We start from the raw sequence: 16,797 nt of genomic DNA, 5'->3' as shown, positions 1-16,797 counted from the left end.
TAGAGTTTGCGGAAAAAAGACGTCTGCAAAAACGGATATGTTTTTCATTATATTTGTAATTTATCAAAGATGTTTAATTTACCACTTCAGCCAAATTTTTCATATGAATTGGATTTGCAGAAACAGGGTTTTTTCCATATAGCCGGTGTTGATGAAGTAGGACGTGGACCGCTTGCTGGACCTGTGGTAACAGCAGCAGTCATTTTGGATAAAGACCGTATTCCTGAAGGGTTGAATGATTCAAAAAAACTTTCCACTCTACAACGAAAGAAATTGTATAATGACATTTTGCGAAATGCATTAGCGATTTCGCTCGCTAGTCTTTGTGCCCGTACGATCGATCAATCTAATATTAGAAAAGCAACTTTAGAAGCGATGCGTCGTTGTATTGCTGGATTAGCAATTCCAGTCCACTATGCGCTGGTCGATGGCCGTGATGTTCCCTCTGAGCTAACATGTCCAGCAACTGCCTTGGTTAAAGGCGATCAACGTTCGGCTTCAATTGCAGCGGCATCTATTCTTGCTAAAGTAACGCGAGATCAGATGATGGAATGTGCAGGGCAAGTGTATAAAGATTATGGTTTAGAGAAGCATGTAGGCTATGCAACGCTAACACATCGTGAAGCTCTTGATAAATATGGGCCTGTTATGGGATTACATCGTTATAGTTTTGCACCCCTTAAAGGACGCTATCGGGATGATAAATCATGACAATTCTGCCTCTTAACAGTGTTTCGATAAAGGATGCCGTTGCCTTTCTTGAACAGGGGAGGTTGGTTGCTTTGCCGACAGAAACTGTTTATGGTTTGGCCGGTGATGCAACCAATGGAAGAGCAGTTTCTTCTATCTTTGCCACAAAGAAGCGACCACAATTTAATCCTCTTATTGCTCATGTAAGCAGTATAGACATGGCGGAGCGCTACGTTGAAATTGATTTTCTTTCACGACGATTGATGGAGGCATTTTGGCCAGGACCATTGACATTCGTCCTACCTTTAAAGAGTCAGCATAATATCCACCCTTTAACCACTTCTGGTTTGCAGACATTGGCTATTCGTTGCCCAGATAGTCGTTTTGCAGAAGTTGTACACCATTTTGGTCGTCCTCTTGCTGCCCCTAGTGCGAATGAATTCGGGCGTCTTAGTCCCACTTCAGTTGAAGCTGTTTTGGCATCTTTAGGGGAGACTGTTCCTTTGATACTTGATGGAGGACCTTCTAAAATAGGACTCGAATCAACAATTATTAAGGTTTGTGGTGAAAGTATTTATCTTTTGCGTCCAGGGGGGCTTGCCGCTGAAGAAATTGAAAAAATTTTGGAAAAACCTTTGAAACGTATGGATCAACGGGCTGCGATTGAGGCTCCAGGGATGTTAAATTCGCATTATGCACCTGATGCTATGATTCGTTTGAATGTGCAAAAGGTAGAAAGTGGTGAAGCGCTTTTAGCATTTGGTCCCAAACGTATGATGGGTTTTGAAAATGCAGTTTCTATTTTAAATCTTAGCGAGAGTGGACAATTAGAAGAAGCAGCCTCTCATTTATTTCAATATTTAAGGGAATTGGATTCATTGAAAGTGAGATCAATTGCTGTAGAATCTATTCCATCATATGGATTAGGGGAGGCTATTAACGATCGTCTCATGCGTGCTGCGGCTCCAAGGGAGAAATGAAGATGGAGCAGGAATTAATTGAAAGATTTAGAAGCATTGTTGGTGTGGCGCACGCTATAACAGATCAGACGTTGATTGCCCCCTATTTGCGTGAAGAACGCGGACTCTTTCATGGAAAAGCACCACTACTTTTACGTCCTTCTTCTAGCACAGAAATATCATCCATTATGCGGCTAGCGAGCCAGACACGCACACCGATTGTGCCTCAGGGAGGAAATACAGGTCTTGTGGGTGGTCAACAACCAGATGAGAGTGGAAAGAGCGTTCTTTTATCCATGGAAAGATTAAACAAGGTGAGATGTATCAATCTTGAGGGTAATTTTGCTGTGGTGGAGGCGGGTGTTGTTTTACAAGATTTACATAAAAAACTCGATGAAACAGATTGTTTTTTTCCTCTCTCGTTAGCTTCAGAAGGTTCTTGCCAGATAGGGGGAAATCTTTCCTCTAATGCTGGAGGAACAGCTGTTTTAGCTTATGGAAATATGCGTGCGCTTTGTCTTGGTTTAGAAGTTGTTTTACCTGATGGCCGTGTTTTGGATGATTTGCGTTTTGTAAAGAAAGACAACAGCGGTTATGATTTGAAAAACCTTTTTATTGGTGCTGAAGGCACTTTAGGTATTATAACAGCAGCTGTTTTAAAGCTTTTTCCAAGACCTAAAGGAAACGCAGTTGCTTTGGTTGGTTTGCATAATCCAGCAAGAGCTCTCAAGTTTTTTTCCCTAGCTCAACGTCATGGAGGAGGAATGTTGACGGGTTTTGAACTTATGGGCAAACTCAGTTTAAAAATGGCCTTGGATTATAAGATGTGTGAGAGGTCCCCTCTTGAGCATGAGCATGAATGGTATGTGTTAATCAATATTTCATCATTGCAGAGTGATGGGGAGGCATTATCAGTGCTCAGTGTTATTTTAGAAGAATCTTTAAAGGATGCTGTAATAGAGGATGCGGTGGTTGCACAATCATTAAAGCAGCAAGATTTTTTTTGGCAATTGCGTGAAAGTATATCATCTGCACAGAAGTTAGCAGGAGGATCTATTAAGCATGATATTGCGGTGCCTCTTGCTTCTATTTCTGATTTTATCACTGAGGCAGCACATATTGTTGAAGAGATTTCGCCAGGTGCGCGGGTGGTTTGTTTTGGCCACATGGGTGATGGAAATTTGCATTATAATGTAATCCAACCTGAGGGAGCTGATCCTACCGTGTTTTTAAAATTATGGTCAAAAATGAATCATCATATTCATAACTTAGTGATGCGTTATCGGGGCGCTTTTTCTGCTGAACATGGAATTGGTCAACTGAAGCGTGAGGAACTGCGTTCTTTCAAATCACCTGTTGCAATAGATGTTATGCAGGGGATTAAAAAAATGCTTGATCCTTTAGGAATTATGAATCCCGGAAAAATATTGTAATTTAAAGAGAGTTGAATTTTATCATGTTTTTTGTTTAGATTTTAATAACCAAAAAAGAAACCTGTTGTTTTTTATTCAATCTTTTAATAATCCAATGAGAAAAAGCTGGTAAAGAGTGTATATTGTTAAGATAAATTGGGACACTATATATGGCTAATCAATGCTTTAATCAGGCAAAAGCGGTGCTTGAATTTCGGTTAGATCCGTGCCATTTGCCACAAACAACAACCTATTTTTCATCAAAAACGGGTCATAAAATCATTTGTTCATTAAGTGAACGCGGTGTTTTTTTTAAAACCGATACTCCTGCAAGCTTATCACATTTAGTACCATCTTATCATTTCAAAGGCATTGCAGCACGCACTGTAAAAACGCATTCAGGTGAGAGAGCTGTTGCATTAGAGCTGCTTCATACAGATAAGAAAATTTGCATACCACTTTTAGTTTCTAGAGATTTAAATAATGTTCTTTTAGATTGGCGGTTATGGGCAGATACTTATGATCTTCCGATGCTTATGATTAATGAAGGCAATCACATTATGGTTGTCAAAGATCGTTTTGATTTACGCCGTTTTCTTTGTACGTCATTGCATTCTAAACAAAAGCGCTTTTTACTCCGTTACAAAAGCCCATTTGGTTTACGGTTGGTAATCGGTAATCGGGTTGTCCTACAGCCATATTGATACGCATTCATTTTTTTATTATCTGCTATATCCATTATTGTATTCTATTGGCCTTAGTGAGGACTTTGTTTGACAAGATAAGTTTGCAGTAAGCACCTGCGTTGGATATTTCTTTCTTTGTGATTTTCACAACAATATCTTTTTCCCAAGGCAGTTAAGTTATTGGCTCCAATAATAATGGGAATACTTTTAACAAATGTAAATTTTGATTTTGCTACATCATCAAAGCATTGACCTCTATGAGAGAAAAAATTTGTGTTTTTTTACGCAAAAGGAATAATAGAACAGGATGCTTATTTTAAATCCTGAGTAAGAAAAAATTATTTATAAAGGGATATATCACAAACGCTATATTCCCACTACAAGGTCTGTTCAATCTTGTTTTACCTGCTAGGCGTGAAGAGCTCATTTGATAAATTGTATTTTCAAAAGAAAATCCGCTCTTGTTATCCAAGATAACAAGAAACATAAAACAATGAGCAAATTTATGTATTGTATTATCGTGTCAAATGACAAAAAAGACTTCTCAAAGGATTTCGCTTTCTCGCGCAATGGCTCGCCATCCAATATCGCGACGAACAAAACCTTCTGGCCAATCAATAGAATCAACAGCTTCATAAGCACGTTTTTGGGCTTGTGTAACGGTTTCTCCTGTTGCCGTTATGTTTAAAACGCGTCCCGCATTCGCAATGAGTTCTCCATTGTACAATAGAGTGCCAGCTTGAAAAACTTTTACATCAGGCAGAGCGTTTACCTTATCAAGGTTGCGGATAACAGTGCCTTTTTGAGGGGAATCTGGATAACCTTTAGCAGCCATGACAACAGTTAAAGCAGCTTTTTCAGACCATTGAAGAGGCTTCTTTTCAAGCTTTCCTTGCGCTGCGGCAAGAAGAAGCGGAAGAAGATCCTCTTCAAGGCGTATCATTAAAACTTGACATTCAGGATCACCAAATCGTACGTTAAATTCAATTAATTGAGGTCCTTTTTGCGTTATCATTAATCCGACAAAGAGAATACCTTTAAAGGGTGCTCCCATAGCGTTCATACTATGGAGAGTTGGTTCGACAATTTCTTTGAGGGTACGGTCCACCATTTCTTGAGTCATAATGGGCGCTGGTGAATAGGCTCCCATTCCACCGGTATTTGGGCCAGTATCACCATCTCCCACGCGTTTATGATCTTGTGCAGATCCAAAGGGAAGAGCAATTTTACCATCACAAAGACAAAAGAAGCTTGCTTCTTCACCTTCAAGAAAAGATTCTATAACAATTTTTTTTTCTACATTACCAAAAGCACTTTTGAAGCAGCGATCAACAGCGTTAAACGCTTCTTCCATAGTTGTTGCAACAACAACACCTTTACCAGCAGCTAAGTTATCGGCTTTAATAACAATGGGGACGCCTTGTTGACGGATATAGGCTTTGGCTTTTACAGCATCATTAAAACATTGGTATGATGCTGTAGGAATGTTATTTTGATGGCATAGATCCTTTGTAAAAGCTTTTGAGCCCTCTAGTTGAGCAGCTTTTTGAGTAGGCCCAAAGACACATATATTAGCATTATTAAGAGAGTCTGTTATACCAGCAACGAGAGGAACTTCTGGTCCAACAATCACAAAGTCAATAGAATGCATTTTACAAAAATCAATGACGAGAAGATGATCATCAATGTTCAAATCAATATTTTCACCCAGTTTCATTGTTGCAGGATTTCCAGGAGCACAATATAATTTCGTTAGCAGTGGTGATGCTGCTAATTTCCATGCTAAAGCGTGTTCTCGTCCACCAGAGCCGATAAGAAGGATGTTCATTGCTTGTTCCTATCATAGAAGATGATTAAAGAGGTTTTCTTGTCATAAGAATGAAATATCTATATCGCAAGACGAAAGATAGAGTTATTTGATGAAAAAAAGTAAAAATATTGCACATATTCAATCTTATGAGAGTCAGGGGCGGGTGATGGATGCATCTTCCAAACAATGGGTTTACCATTTTTTACCATCTTCTTTGTGGTTTTATGCGCAATTGGCACGTTGGGATCGACCTATTGGATGGCAATTATTGATGTGGCCTTGTTTTTGGTCAACAACAATGGCTTTTCTCTCTTATGAAAGGCACCAACTGCCTCTTTTATCAATGCTCTTTCATTGGTTGTGGTATCTTTTTCTTTTTTTCCTAGGATCTATAGCGATGAGAGGGGCAGGGTGTACTTGGAATGATCTTATCGATCATAAAATTGATTCTCAAGTAGAGAGAACGCGTTCTCGTCCATTACCCACAGGCCATGTAAGTCGTTTTCAGGCAAAAATTTTTATATTGGTGCAATGTTTGGTTGGTTTGGGTGTCTTATCACAATTTAATAGATACAGTTTTTTTCTCGGTATTTCATCATTGATAGCAGTTGCGGTGTATCCTTTTATGAAACGCGTAACATATTGGCCGCAATTTTTTTTAGGTATTGCATTTAATTGGGGTGCATTAATGGGGTGGGCGGTTGTTTATGGAAGCTTGAATTGGGCACCAGTTTCACTTTATGTAGGATCTATCTTATGGACGATAGGGTATGATACAATTTACGCGCATCAAGATAAAGAGGATGATGCTACTGTTGGTGTAGGTTCTACGGCACTTCTTTTTGGTAAAGCAACTAAGCGTGCTTTGGTCCTTTTGTATAGTGGTTTTGTGGTTTTCATTAGCTTAGCATTTTATTTAGCACAGGTTCCTGTTCTTAGTTTTTTGGGTGTTTTTGTTGCAAGTATCCATATGTTCGTTCAAATTAAGATCCTTGATATCGATAACAATTCACAATGCTTAAAGCTTTTCAAGTCCAATTCATTTATTGGGTTTGTGATTTTTGCTGGTTTAGTATGCAGTGGTATATGGACAATAGTTTATCCTGTCGTTTAACAATGGGAGTAAGGATACCCTCATCAATGACTCTTGCTTGAATTCCAGTTCTGCATTTCTATTTGTGTTGTCAAGATTGAAATATGCAAGATCAGCTCACCTTTTTTGTGCTCTTTTTTACATCAATGATCACTTTATTAAAGAACTACTGAGAAGCTTTGTATTACGCTTACGAAGGTGCAAACCGGCCTCATCATTATATTTGCCAGCTCCGTTTATGACATGCAAGCAAGTGATTTTAATTGATTCAAAATGAAATGATTTGAGATGAGAAAATCTTACAATATTTGGGGTTATGATACAAGTTGCAAAAGCATGATTTATCTTTATAAATCAATATGTTTTCTTCCAAAGGACGCGTAACTATAATTTGTTTTTAAATAATGCCGAGGCAAAGGATTGTTATCAATAAAGTTTCATAGTGAAGAAGGTTAGTTTTTTATTTTAAACTAAACTTGATCATTTCCTCGTTATTTCGCAAAGTGTGTTTATTCATTATGAATGCAAATTCTTCATATTTTAAATTTTGAAGAATTAGGGATAAAGTTTTAGCCTTTGCCAATCGTCATTTTCAACAGAATCCCGTGTAAAGAGCAAGCGATCATGTAAACGAAATGGGCGATCACACCAGAATTCGATGGAAAGTGGTTTAACACGAAATCCAGACCAATAAGGTGGGCGAGGAATCTTCCCTATAGCATAGCGTGTAGTATATTGAGCAATTGCTTTTTCGAGGACAAAACGGCTTTCTAATGGACTGGATTGTTGAGACGCCCATGCACCAATTCTACTACCACGCGGTCGCGATTGGAAATATGCATCTGCTTCTTGAGCACTGACTTTTTCAACAATTCCTCGAATTCTAACTTGACGGCGCAATGATTTCCAATGAAAACCTAAGGATGCTTTCATAGATTTTAAAATTTCTTGTCCTTTTTGGCTTTCATAGTTGGTATAGAAGACAAAGCCTTGAGGACTGTAATCTTTGAGAAGAACCATACGAACATTAGGCAAACCCGTTTCATCAACTGTTGCTAAGGCCATAGCATTAGGATCATTGACTTCGGTTACGGTTGCTTCTTCAAGCCACTTTGCAAAAAGTGCAAAAGGTTTTTGCATGTGCATGAAACTATCATCTGTTTGTCCTTTATTGTTCATAGTAACTCCGAATATCAACGAATATGAGTGAGAATCTTTGTAGTTTATTTTTTTATTAAGAAGTAAAGTGCTGTTTTTTTATTTTTAAAAAGCCAATACCGTCACGTACTGTTAGAGTATTTAACCATTTTTATTTTTAGCATGAAGAATGAGCTATATTAAAATAAAATATCTCTTTTATCTGGTATTTTGGGTTCTTTATAGACATATAAAGAGAGGAAAAGTCATTCTTAAGAGGAGTTTGATGAAATTGTAAGGGATGTTAAACAACATATCCGTTGATATTTTAAAAACAGAAAAATTGAAAAGAGGACAATATGCGTGATCCGTACGCGATTTTGGGTGTGGCACGTACCGCAAAACCGCAAGAGATTAAATCAGCCTTTAGAAAGTTAGCAAAGAAGTATCATCCAGATCACAATAAGGATGATGTAAAAGCCAAAGAGAAGTTTGCTGAGATTAATCAAGCTTATGAAATTATAGGTGATAAAGACAAAAAAGCACAATTTGACCGCGGTGAAATTGATATGGAAGGAAAACCCCTTTATCAAGCCTTTGGTGCTGGTGAAAATTTTAGCAAGAGTCACAATCCTTTTTCAGGAGGAGCAAGAGGTTTTGATTTTGGTTCTTCCGGTGGAGCAGGTTTTGATGCGAGTAATATTTTCCGCGATTTATTTGGTAGAGGAGAGAACTTTTCAAATTCTGCACAATATACGCATCCTCAGCAAGGAGCTCATATTCGTGCCAATCTTACAATAACATTAGAGCAGATGGTAGGGGCAGAAAAGGTAGAAGCTGTTTTTCCTAATGGAAAAAAATTAAAAATTAAACTTCCAGATTATGTTGAAGATGGTCAAACTATTCGATTAAAAGGTCAAGGAGAAGAGGTTTCTTTTGGGCAAGCAGGGGATGCTTTGATAACTGTCCAGATACAGAAGCATCCTCGTTTTCGGGTTGAAGGAAGGGCGCTTCATCTTGATTTACCTGTTCCCCTTAAACATGCTGTTTTGGGAGCAAAACAAGAAGTTGAGACTTTGGAAGGCCGTGTGGTTTTAACGATTCCCGTTTGGTCAAGTTCTGATCGTGTTTTACGATTGAAAGGAAAAGGGCTTCATTTAAAAAATGGCACAAGAGACGATCTTTATGTACATATTCGCATCATGCTACCGGAAGGTAGAGATGTGGCGTTAGAGCAATTTTTGCAAATGCAAAAAGATTAATTTTTGAATCTATAAAAGTATAGTTTTCGTTTGATTTTAAACCAATTGCTTGAAGAAAAAGTTAACCTATGTCATAGGCAGGTAAAGAATATTTAATTTTAAGTAACAATGGGGCAGTGCTAATGGCTAAAGGTAATGGTTTGTTGTACGGCAAGCGTGGTTTAATTTTGGGATTGGCCAATAATCGTTCTATCGCTTGGGGAATAGCTAAAGCGGCGAGCAGCGCAGGCGCAGAGCTTGCTTTTACCTATCAGGGTGAAGCTATGAAAAAGCGTGTAGAGCCTTTGGCTGAGGAAGTAAAAGGGTTTGTTTGCGGTCATTGTGATGTTTCTGATAGTGCGTCTATTGATGCGATCTTTGAAGTCATAGAGAAGAAATGGGGTAAACTCGATTTTTTAGTCCACGCTATTGGTTTTTCTGATAAAGATGAATTAAGCGGTCGTTATATTGATGTTAGCGAATCAAACTTTATGATGACCATGAATATTTCCGTTTATTCTTTAACGGCTCTCGCTAAACGTGCCGAGAAGTTGATGTTAGATGGTGGTTCGATTTTAACATTGAGTTATTATGGTGCAGAAAAGGTTGTTCCCAATTATAACGTGATGGGGGTTGCAAAAGCAGCGCTTGAGACGAGCGTGAAATATCTAGCAGTGGATTTAGGCCCTAAGCATATTCGCGTTAATACTATATCCGCTGGGCCGATCAAAACATTAGCGGCTTCAGGCATTGGTGATTTCCGTTATATTTTAAAGTGGAACGAATATAATGCTCCTTTACGCCGTACGGTGACAATTGAAGAAGTGGGTGATTCTGCTCTTTATTTTCTTTCCGATTTGTCTCGTTCTGTTACGGGTGAAGTGCATCATGTGGATTCAGGTTATAATATCATAGGTATGAAAGCTGTTGATGCACCAGACATTTCTGTCGTTAAAGAATAGGATTCGGTTTACAAGGCTTCATTTGACAGCAACGATTTGACTGGGTTTAAATGGCCAATGGTATTTTTGAAGAGACGTTGTTTTTGCACAACTCTGCATGGGCTTTAGTTACATATATTTGATGAAGAAACGGGTCATCTTTCATGTCACATAATACGTTTGGTCATTTATTTCGTGTCACGACATGGGGTGAAAGCCATGGTGCTGCTCTTGGTTGTGTCATTGATGGATGTCCCCCAGGGGTTACTTTTACTGTTGGAGAAATTCAATCCTATCTTGATAAACGCAGGCCAGGACAATCCAAATATACAACTCAGCGGAGAGAATTAGATCAAATAGAGGTTCTTTCAGGGATTGTTATTCAGGATGATGGCACAACATTGGTAACAACGGGGACACCAATTTCTCTGTTGATTCACAATATGGATCATCGATCTAAGGATTATGGCGCGATTGCGCATCAATATCGTCCTGGTCATGCGGATTATACTTATGATGTTAAATATGGTATTCGTGATTTTCGCGGCGGCGGACGTGCTTCAGCGCGTGAAACGGCAGCACGTGTTGCAGCGGGTGCTATTGCTCGTAAAATTATTCCTCGTTTGATTATACGAGGAGCAGTGATAGCAATTGGTCCCCATACAATTAATCGTGATCGTTGGAATTGGTTAGAGGTTGATAACAATCCTTTTTTTACGCCTGATGCAGAGATGGTACAGGTTTTTAGTGATTATATAGATAAAATACGTAAAAATGGTTCATCTATTGGTGCTGTTATTGAGATTGTTGCAGAAAATGTTCCTGCCGGTTTAGGAGCGCCTATTTATGCAAAACTTGATCAGGACATTGCTTCATTACTCATGTCGATTAATGCGGTAAAGGGGGTAGAAATAGGTGATGGTTTTGCAGCAGCTCATTTAACGGGGGAAGAAAATGCAGATGAAATGCGGATGGGAAGTGACGGAAAACCACTTTTTTTATCTAATCACGCTGGCGGTATTTTAGGTGGAATATCGAGTGGACAGCCGATAGTTGCACGTTTTGCTGTAAAACCTACGTCATCGATTTTAACACCCCGTCGTTCTATTGATGTTCGTGGTAATGAGGTAAATGTTGTAACGAAAGGACGTCATGATCCCTGTGTTGGGATTCGCGCTGTTCCTGTTGGTGAAGCTATGGTTGCTTGTGTTCTTGCTGACCATTATTTAAGGCATCGCGGTCAAGTTGGATCATTTGAAAGGTGAAGAATGGCGTATGACGAAAAAAAAATTGGAGATGCACTTCGTGCTTTTGAACGCGGTGAAATTGTTGTGGTTACCGATGATAGTGACCGTGAAAATGAAGGTGATTTAACACTTGCTGCAGCCCATTGCACAGAAGAAAAAATGGCATTTATCATTCGTCATACAACAGGTATTATTTGTGCTCCTCTGCCAAAACAAGAAGCGCAGCGGTTTAATCTTGTCCCTATGGTTTCAGATAATGATTCTGCACATCGTACTCAGTTTACTGTTACTGTTGATTTTAAACATGGAATAACGACGGGAATTTCAGCGCATGACCGTACATTAGCGGTGCGTAACCTTGCTAATTCAAATGCTGGTCCAGATGATTTCGTCCGTCCAGGCCATGTTTTTCCCCTGATCGCGCATGAGGGAGGTGTGCTGATGCGTTCAGGACACACGGAGGCAGCCGTTGATTTATGTAAATTAGTTGGTTTACCACCTGTTGGTGTCATTGGTGAGCTGGTCAATGATGATGGAAGCGTTAAACACGGAGATGAGATTACAAAATTTGCACAAGAAAATCGATTGCATATAATAACTGTTGCAGATCTCATTGCGTATCGTCAACGTAAGGAAATGTTGATTAGGCATGTTGGAGAAAGGCATATCGAAATATCAGGAGGTCCAGCTGTTGTTCAAAGTTACCAACTTCCTTGGGAAACAGTTCAACATATTGCACTCGTTTATGGTGATATCTGTGAGGGTGAAGATATTCCCGTGTGTTTGCATCGTGAAAATGTTATAAACGATATTTTTTGTCAATCTTCAGATATACCAGCTATCATGCGACGCATGATGGAAAAAGAAAAGTGTGGTGTTTTTGTTTATTTGCGTGAAGAATCTGTTGGGATACCGTCAGCTGCGGGTATTGAAGCGAGAGTGAAAAAAGGTGCAGAAAATCACATGCAGGCAATTAAACGCGAAGAAGAATGGCGACAAATTGGTTTAGGATCACAAATTTTAAAACATTTGGGGATTCGTTCTGTTATTGTTTATGCTTCTAAAGAGCGCCATTATATAGGTTTAGAAGGTTTTGGAATTCGTATATCTAGAACAGATATCTTGTGAGGAATGTATGAAACAAGAGGTAAACAAAGAGGATATTACAGCTTTAAGTTTTGAGGAAGCGCTGAAGCAACTTGAAGTTATTGTTGAAAATCTAGAACGTGGGAATATCCCTTTAGAACAATCAATTGATATTTATGAGCGTGGTGAAGCGCTTAAAAAACATTGTGAAAAACTCTTGAAAGCAGCTGAAGCTAAAGTTGAAAAAATTCAGCTTTCAGAGGAAGGTTCTCCAAAAGGTGTGCAACCCCTTGATTCTGAATAATCTGGAAAAGTCTTGGGATATTTACTGTAAGGTGAGATGTCGTAATTAAGCTTAGCGTGTTTTATCGTTTTTTATGAAATAAGTGGAGTAAATGGATAAAATCATAAATTGTCACCAGGAGAGAATATTTTTCAGTAAAAATATCAAAACGATAAATGAAAGAGGGGATAAGATCTGTTTTTAACATTTTTCTTTCTTGATGATGTGATAATAAGGAGTTTTTTTTGTCACGGGCATTGACACCATTACTTGATCGTATTCATCTACCACATGATTTGCGGGCACTGCCAGAATCTGATTTGGTAAGGTTAGCTGATGAGTTGCGCACAGAAACAATTGATGCGGTTTCTGTAACAGGGGGGCATCTTGGTGCAGGTCTTGGTGTTGTTGAGCTCACCGTTGCGTTGCATTATGTTTTTAATACTCCAGAGGATAGAATTATTTGGGATGTTGGCCACCAAGCCTATCCGCATAAAATTTTAACGGGTCGTAGAGATAGAATTCGTACATTGCGTCAGGAGGGAGGATTATCAGGTTTTACCAAACGCTCAGAAAGTGTGTATGATCCATTTGGTGCCGGTCATTCTTCTACTTCCATTTCTGCTGGTCTTGGTATGGCAGTAGCGAGTGCTTTAAAAGCAGAGGAAAGGCGCAATATCATAGCTGTAATTGGTGATGGTGCTATGTCTGCTGGTATGGCTTATGAAGCAATGAATAATGCTGGTGCTTTAGATGCACGTTTGATTGTTATTCTAAATGATAACGATATGTCTATTGCACCACCGACAGGTGCTATGAGCGCGCATCTTGCACGATTGGTTTCCCGTCCTGCTTATCGTAGTTTGCGTGAACGGATAAAAGTGCTAGGGGAAAAATTACCCAAATTCTTTTTAGATAAAGCACGTCTCTCAGAAGAATTTGCTCGTGGTTTTTTGGTTGGGGGAACTTTGTTTGAAGAGCTTGGTTTCTACTATGTCGGACCAATAGATGGCCACAATTTAAAGTATTTATTGCCTGTTTTAAAAAATGTTTGTGAATATCCCAATGGTCCTGTTTTAGTACATGTCGTCACACATAAGGGCAAAGGGTATGCACCTGCGGAAGCGTCATCGGATAAATATCATGGTGTGAATCGTTTTGATATTACAACAGGAAAACAGGTTAAAGCACCAAGCAATATTCTTCCTTATACGAAGGTCTTTTCTAATGCTTTAATAGAAGAAGCTCATCATGATGATAAGATTGTTAGTATAACAGCGGCTATGCCAACGGGGACAGGTCTCGATGCTTTTGCTGAAAATTTTCCTGAAAGAATGTTTGATGTTGGTATTGCTGAGCAGCATGCGGTAACCTTTGCTGCTGGCATTGCTTGTGAGGGATATAAGCCTTTTGTTGCTATTTATTCTACTTTTTTACAGCGCGCCTATGATCAGATTATCCATGATGTATCCATTCAAAAGTTACCCGTGCGCTTTGCGATTGATCGAGCCGGTTTCGTGGGAGCAGATGGTGCAACGCATGCTGGCAGTTTTGATATTGTTTTTTTGGCTACGCTTCCTGAATTTGTGGTTATGGCACCTTCTGATGAAGTCGAACTGATGCATATGGTTCGTACCGCCGCAGCTTATGATCAGGGGCCCATTTCTTTTCGTTATCCGCGCGGTGAGGGGATTGGAATAGATTTACCACGGCGCGGTGAATTACTAGAAATTGGAAAAGGACGTATTTTGCGTGAAGGAAGCAGAATAGCTTTGGTTTGTTTTGGAACGCGAATGTCAGAAGTGTTGGTTGCTGCTGATGCGTTGGTTGCAGAGGGGTTATCTACGACGGTTGCAGATGCACGGTTTGCAAAGCCTTTAGATAAGGATTTGATGCGTCGTTTGGCGCGTGAGCATGAAGTATTAATAACAATTGAAGAAGGTGCAATAGGTGGATTTGGAGCACACTTATTACAGTTTTTAGCCCAAGAGGGGTTGTTAGAACATGGTTTGAAAGTACGCACATTAAAATTTCCTGATGAATATTTAAACCATGGTTCACCAGAGAAAGTTCTGTCGCGTATAGGGCTTGATACTGTTGGTATTGTTAATACGGTTTTTAATGCTTTAGGACGCAAAATTCAGACAGTGCAGAAATTTTGAGTATGAAATGAATGTTAAGAAAAGGCTTGATGTTCTTTTAGTTGAAAAAAAATTTTTTACGACGCGCTCACGAGCACGGGATGCTATTGTGCGCAAAACTGTTAAAGTGAATGGTAAAGTCGTTTTAAAGGTTGGGCAAATCGTTTCTGATAACGCAGAGATTATCGTTTGTGATCCAGCACAGAATTATGTTTCACGTGCTGCATTAAAATTGACGAGTGCACTCGATGCATTTCCGATTGTAACAAATAAGGTGATTGCCATTGATATTGGTGCATCGACAGGTGGTTTTACACAAGTTCTTTTAGAACGTGGGGTGGCTCATGTCATTGCTATTGATGTTGGTCATCATCAATTGGATGCCCGTTTATTGGGCAATCATGCGATAACTTTATTAGAAGGTTTAAATGTGAGAGATTTGCAACGAGAACATTTAGGCGGATTGGAAATTGATCTGATCGTTTCAGATGTTAGCTTTATTTCTCTTAAATTGGCATTACCCCCTGTTTTGTCTTTAGCCAAGAAGGGGGCTCAAGCCGTTTTATTGGTAAAACCTCAGTTTGAGGTTGGTCGTAACAATCTTAGTAAGGGTGGGGTATTGAAAGATTCATCAATGGCTAAAAAAATTGCTGAAGAGCTCTTTGATTGGTTAAACAAGCAAAGAGGATGGAATGCAAAAGGTTTGCTTCTCTCACCCATTACAGGGAGTGATGGTAATTTAGAATATTTGTTATTTGGAGAAAAACATGCATGAATGATAATGCCATAATCGACCATATTGGGGCGAATGGTAACGGTGTGATAAAATCATTACATGGCGTGCTTTATGTTCCTTTTACTTTACCAAGAGAGCGTGTTGAGATCGAAGTTCATGGAAAATATGCTAAACTTTTAACATTAAAGGAAAAATCGCCAGAGCGCATTGATGCTCTTTGCCAGCATTTTGGAGAATGTGGTGGATGTGCGCTTCAGCATTGGCAGTCTGATGTTTATCGTGTATGGAAACGACAATTGGTTGTTGACGCAATTCAAAAATATGGGCTTGATGTTGTTGTTTCACCTTTAATAGAATGTCAGCCTTATAGTCGCCGGCGCATGACTCTCACAGCATCTATGACGCCACAAGGTTACAGAGTCGGTTTTAATCGTCATCTCTCTCATGAGATTGTGGCTATTGAGGAATGTCCCGTAAGCCGTCCAGAGATTATGTCTAAACTAGATGATATTAGAAGACTTTGTGCTCTTTTAAGTCACCATGTAAAGCGGTTTCAGATCACGATAACACACGTTGAAAATGGTTTAGATGTTGCTTTAAACGGTTTTTTTATGCGCCAAGAGTCTCTTCGTCAGAAAATGGTATATGTAGCTCTTTCATGCGGGATTACACGGTTATCTGTTGAAGGTGAAGTGTTGGTTGAACGAGAAAAACCATTAATTTGCTTTGATGATATTTGTGTTGAGTTCCCTCCTGGTGGATTTCTTCAAGCAACTTTTGAAGCAGAAAATATAATGGGCAATATTATTTTGCCTGATGTAAAAAAAGCTAAGAATGCTCTTGATTTGTTTTCTGGGATAGGAACATTTACATTCCGCATGGCCAAAAAGACAAATGTTCATGCGGTAGAAAATGATGAGCAAGCATTAGCGAATTTAGAGCGGGCAGTACGTTTTGCAATTGGTTTAAAACCCGTAACTTGTGAAAAGCGCGATCTTTTCCGCTGTCCACTTTCAGTGAGGGAACTTGAGTGTTTTGACTATGTTGTTTTCGATCCTCCACGTGCTGGTGCCGAGCAACAAGTACGTGAATTGGCGAGGGCAACAGTCCCTCGCGTAGTGGCTATTTCATGCAATCCTATCACATTTGCTCGCGATTTATCTCTCCTTATTGCAGGTGGTTATACAGTTGAACGAATTGTACCGATTGATCAATTTTTATGGTCACCACATGTTGAAATTATTGCTGTTTTGAGTAAACGTAAAGCAAAAGCAAATTGGAAACTTTAAACGAAATCGAAAAGCTCTTCTCTATTTTTTCGAGATTTTTTCAATT

The 16,797-nt window shown here is 39.2% G+C and carries 15 protein-coding genes; 13 read left to right on the top strand and 2 right to left on the bottom strand.

What is annotated here, in order from left to right:
- Nucleotides 1-69: 69 nt before the first annotated feature.
- From rnhB to NMK50_RS05845, 4 genes are all read left to right on the top strand, one after another.
- Nucleotides 70-711, top strand: a complete 642-nt coding sequence (gene rnhB, locus NMK50_RS05860; RefSeq protein ID WP_254769695.1) for a ribonuclease HII — start codon at nt 70-72, stop codon at nt 709-711.
- Nucleotides 708-1,670 carry an L-threonylcarbamoyladenylate synthase gene (locus NMK50_RS05855; RefSeq protein ID WP_254769694.1) on the top strand — a complete coding sequence of 321 codons (963 nt, stop codon included), beginning with the start codon at nt 708-710 and terminating at the stop codon, nt 1,668-1,670. Before rnhB ends, NMK50_RS05855 begins: the two co-directional genes overlap by 4 nt.
- Nucleotides 1,671-1,672: 2 nt before the next feature.
- Nucleotides 1,673-3,082, top strand: coding sequence for an FAD-binding oxidoreductase (locus NMK50_RS05850; RefSeq protein ID WP_254769693.1), 1,410 nt, complete (start codon nt 1,673-1,675; stop codon nt 3,080-3,082).
- 149 nt (nt 3,083-3,231) lie between these two features.
- On the top strand, nt 3,232-3,765 hold the full coding sequence (locus NMK50_RS05845; RefSeq protein WP_254769692.1) for a DUF6101 family protein: 534 nt from the start codon (nt 3,232-3,234) through the stop codon (nt 3,763-3,765).
- A gap of 526 nt (nt 3,766-4,291) precedes the next feature.
- Here NMK50_RS05845 and purD read toward each other — a convergent pair.
- Entirely contained in the window at nt 4,292-5,575 is a 1,284-nt protein-coding gene (purD, locus tag NMK50_RS05840) for a phosphoribosylamine--glycine ligase (RefSeq protein ID WP_254769691.1), read from the bottom strand.
- A 91-nt stretch (nt 5,576-5,666) separates the two neighbouring features.
- On the opposite strand from purD, the gene ubiA reads away from it, so the two are divergent.
- Nucleotides 5,667-6,671: a 4-hydroxybenzoate octaprenyltransferase gene (gene ubiA, locus NMK50_RS05835; RefSeq protein WP_254769690.1), complete on the top strand. Its 1,005-nt coding sequence runs from the start codon at nt 5,667-5,669 to the stop codon at nt 6,669-6,671.
- Between the two features lie 534 nt (nt 6,672-7,205).
- Here the strand turns inward: ubiA and pdxH are convergent.
- Nucleotides 7,206-7,829 carry a pyridoxamine 5'-phosphate oxidase gene (gene pdxH / locus NMK50_RS05830; protein WP_254769689.1) on the bottom strand — a complete coding sequence of 208 codons (624 nt, stop codon included), beginning with the start codon at nt 7,827-7,829 and terminating at the stop codon, nt 7,206-7,208.
- A 317-nt stretch (nt 7,830-8,146) separates the two neighbouring features.
- On the opposite strand from pdxH, the gene NMK50_RS05825 reads away from it, so the two are divergent.
- From NMK50_RS05825 to NMK50_RS05790, 8 genes are all read left to right on the top strand, one after another.
- Nucleotides 8,147-9,049: a DnaJ C-terminal domain-containing protein gene (locus tag NMK50_RS05825; protein WP_254769688.1), complete on the top strand. Its 903-nt coding sequence runs from the start codon at nt 8,147-8,149 to the stop codon at nt 9,047-9,049.
- Nucleotides 9,050-9,171: 122 nt separating this feature from the next.
- Nucleotides 9,172-9,990 carry an enoyl-ACP reductase FabI gene (fabI, locus tag NMK50_RS05820; RefSeq protein ID WP_254769687.1) on the top strand — a complete coding sequence of 273 codons (819 nt, stop codon included), beginning with the start codon at nt 9,172-9,174 and terminating at the stop codon, nt 9,988-9,990.
- A 143-nt stretch (nt 9,991-10,133) separates the two neighbouring features.
- Nucleotides 10,134-11,234 (top strand): chorismate synthase, encoded by a 1,101-nt coding sequence (gene aroC, locus NMK50_RS05815; protein ID WP_254769686.1) that lies wholly within the window; start codon nt 10,134-10,136, stop codon nt 11,232-11,234.
- Nucleotides 11,235-11,237: 3 nt separating this feature from the next.
- Nucleotides 11,238-12,344 (top strand): 3,4-dihydroxy-2-butanone-4-phosphate synthase, encoded by a 1,107-nt coding sequence (ribB, locus tag NMK50_RS05810; RefSeq protein WP_254769685.1) that lies wholly within the window; start codon nt 11,238-11,240, stop codon nt 12,342-12,344.
- 7 nt (nt 12,345-12,351) lie between these two features.
- On the top strand, nt 12,352-12,606 hold the full coding sequence (locus NMK50_RS05805; protein WP_254769684.1) for an exodeoxyribonuclease VII small subunit: 255 nt from the start codon (nt 12,352-12,354) through the stop codon (nt 12,604-12,606).
- A 224-nt stretch (nt 12,607-12,830) separates the two neighbouring features.
- A complete protein-coding gene (gene dxs, locus NMK50_RS05800; protein WP_254769682.1) occupies nt 12,831-14,747 on the top strand; it encodes a 1-deoxy-D-xylulose-5-phosphate synthase in 1,917 nt (638 codons plus the stop codon).
- Nucleotides 14,748-14,754: 7 nt separating this feature from the next.
- Nucleotides 14,755-15,501 carry a TlyA family RNA methyltransferase gene (locus NMK50_RS05795; RefSeq protein ID WP_254769681.1) on the top strand — a complete coding sequence of 249 codons (747 nt, stop codon included), beginning with the start codon at nt 14,755-14,757 and terminating at the stop codon, nt 15,499-15,501.
- Nucleotides 15,498-16,751 carry a class I SAM-dependent RNA methyltransferase gene (locus NMK50_RS05790; RefSeq protein WP_254769679.1) on the top strand — a complete coding sequence of 418 codons (1,254 nt, stop codon included), beginning with the start codon at nt 15,498-15,500 and terminating at the stop codon, nt 16,749-16,751. The genes NMK50_RS05795 and NMK50_RS05790 overlap by 4 nt, the downstream gene beginning before the upstream one ends.
- The last annotated feature ends 46 nt before the right edge of the window (nt 16,752-16,797 follow it).

It is taken from the genome of Bartonella harrusi, from assembly GCF_024297065.1.
Classification (GTDB): Bacteria; Pseudomonadota; Alphaproteobacteria; order Rhizobiales; family Rhizobiaceae; genus Bartonella; species Bartonella harrusi.
This window is presented reverse-complemented; position numbering and strand designations above follow the sequence as displayed.

What these genes read in the sequence shown, in the direction of transcription:
- rnhB (WP_254769695.1), top strand. Translation starts at nt 70, where the DNA reads ATGTTTAATTTACCACTTCAGCCAAATTTTTCATATGAATTGGATTTG.
- NMK50_RS05855 (WP_254769694.1), top strand. Translation starts at nt 708, where the DNA reads ATGACAATTCTGCCTCTTAACAGTGTTTCGATAAAGGATGCCGTTGCC.
- NMK50_RS05850 (WP_254769693.1), top strand. Translation starts at nt 1,673, where the DNA reads ATGGAGCAGGAATTAATTGAAAGATTTAGAAGCATTGTTGGTGTGGCG.
- NMK50_RS05845 (WP_254769692.1), top strand. Translation starts at nt 3,232, where the DNA reads ATGGCTAATCAATGCTTTAATCAGGCAAAAGCGGTGCTTGAATTTCGG.
- purD (WP_254769691.1), bottom strand. Translation starts at nt 5,575, where the DNA reads ATGAACATCCTTCTTATCGGCTCTGGTGGACGAGAACACGCTTTAGCA.
- ubiA (WP_254769690.1), top strand. Translation starts at nt 5,667, where the DNA reads ATGAAAAAAAGTAAAAATATTGCACATATTCAATCTTATGAGAGTCAG.
- pdxH (WP_254769689.1), bottom strand. Translation starts at nt 7,829, where the DNA reads ATGAACAATAAAGGACAAACAGATGATAGTTTCATGCACATGCAAAAA.
- NMK50_RS05825 (WP_254769688.1), top strand. Translation starts at nt 8,147, where the DNA reads ATGCGTGATCCGTACGCGATTTTGGGTGTGGCACGTACCGCAAAACCG.
- fabI (WP_254769687.1), top strand. Translation starts at nt 9,172, where the DNA reads ATGGCTAAAGGTAATGGTTTGTTGTACGGCAAGCGTGGTTTAATTTTG.
- aroC (WP_254769686.1), top strand. Translation starts at nt 10,134, where the DNA reads ATGTCACATAATACGTTTGGTCATTTATTTCGTGTCACGACATGGGGT.
- ribB (WP_254769685.1), top strand. Translation starts at nt 11,238, where the DNA reads ATGGCGTATGACGAAAAAAAAATTGGAGATGCACTTCGTGCTTTTGAA.
- NMK50_RS05805 (WP_254769684.1), top strand. Translation starts at nt 12,352, where the DNA reads ATGAAACAAGAGGTAAACAAAGAGGATATTACAGCTTTAAGTTTTGAG.
- NMK50_RS05795 (WP_254769681.1), top strand. Translation starts at nt 14,755, where the DNA reads ATGAATGTTAAGAAAAGGCTTGATGTTCTTTTAGTTGAAAAAAAATTT.
- NMK50_RS05790 (WP_254769679.1), top strand. Translation starts at nt 15,498, where the DNA reads ATGAATGATAATGCCATAATCGACCATATTGGGGCGAATGGTAACGGT.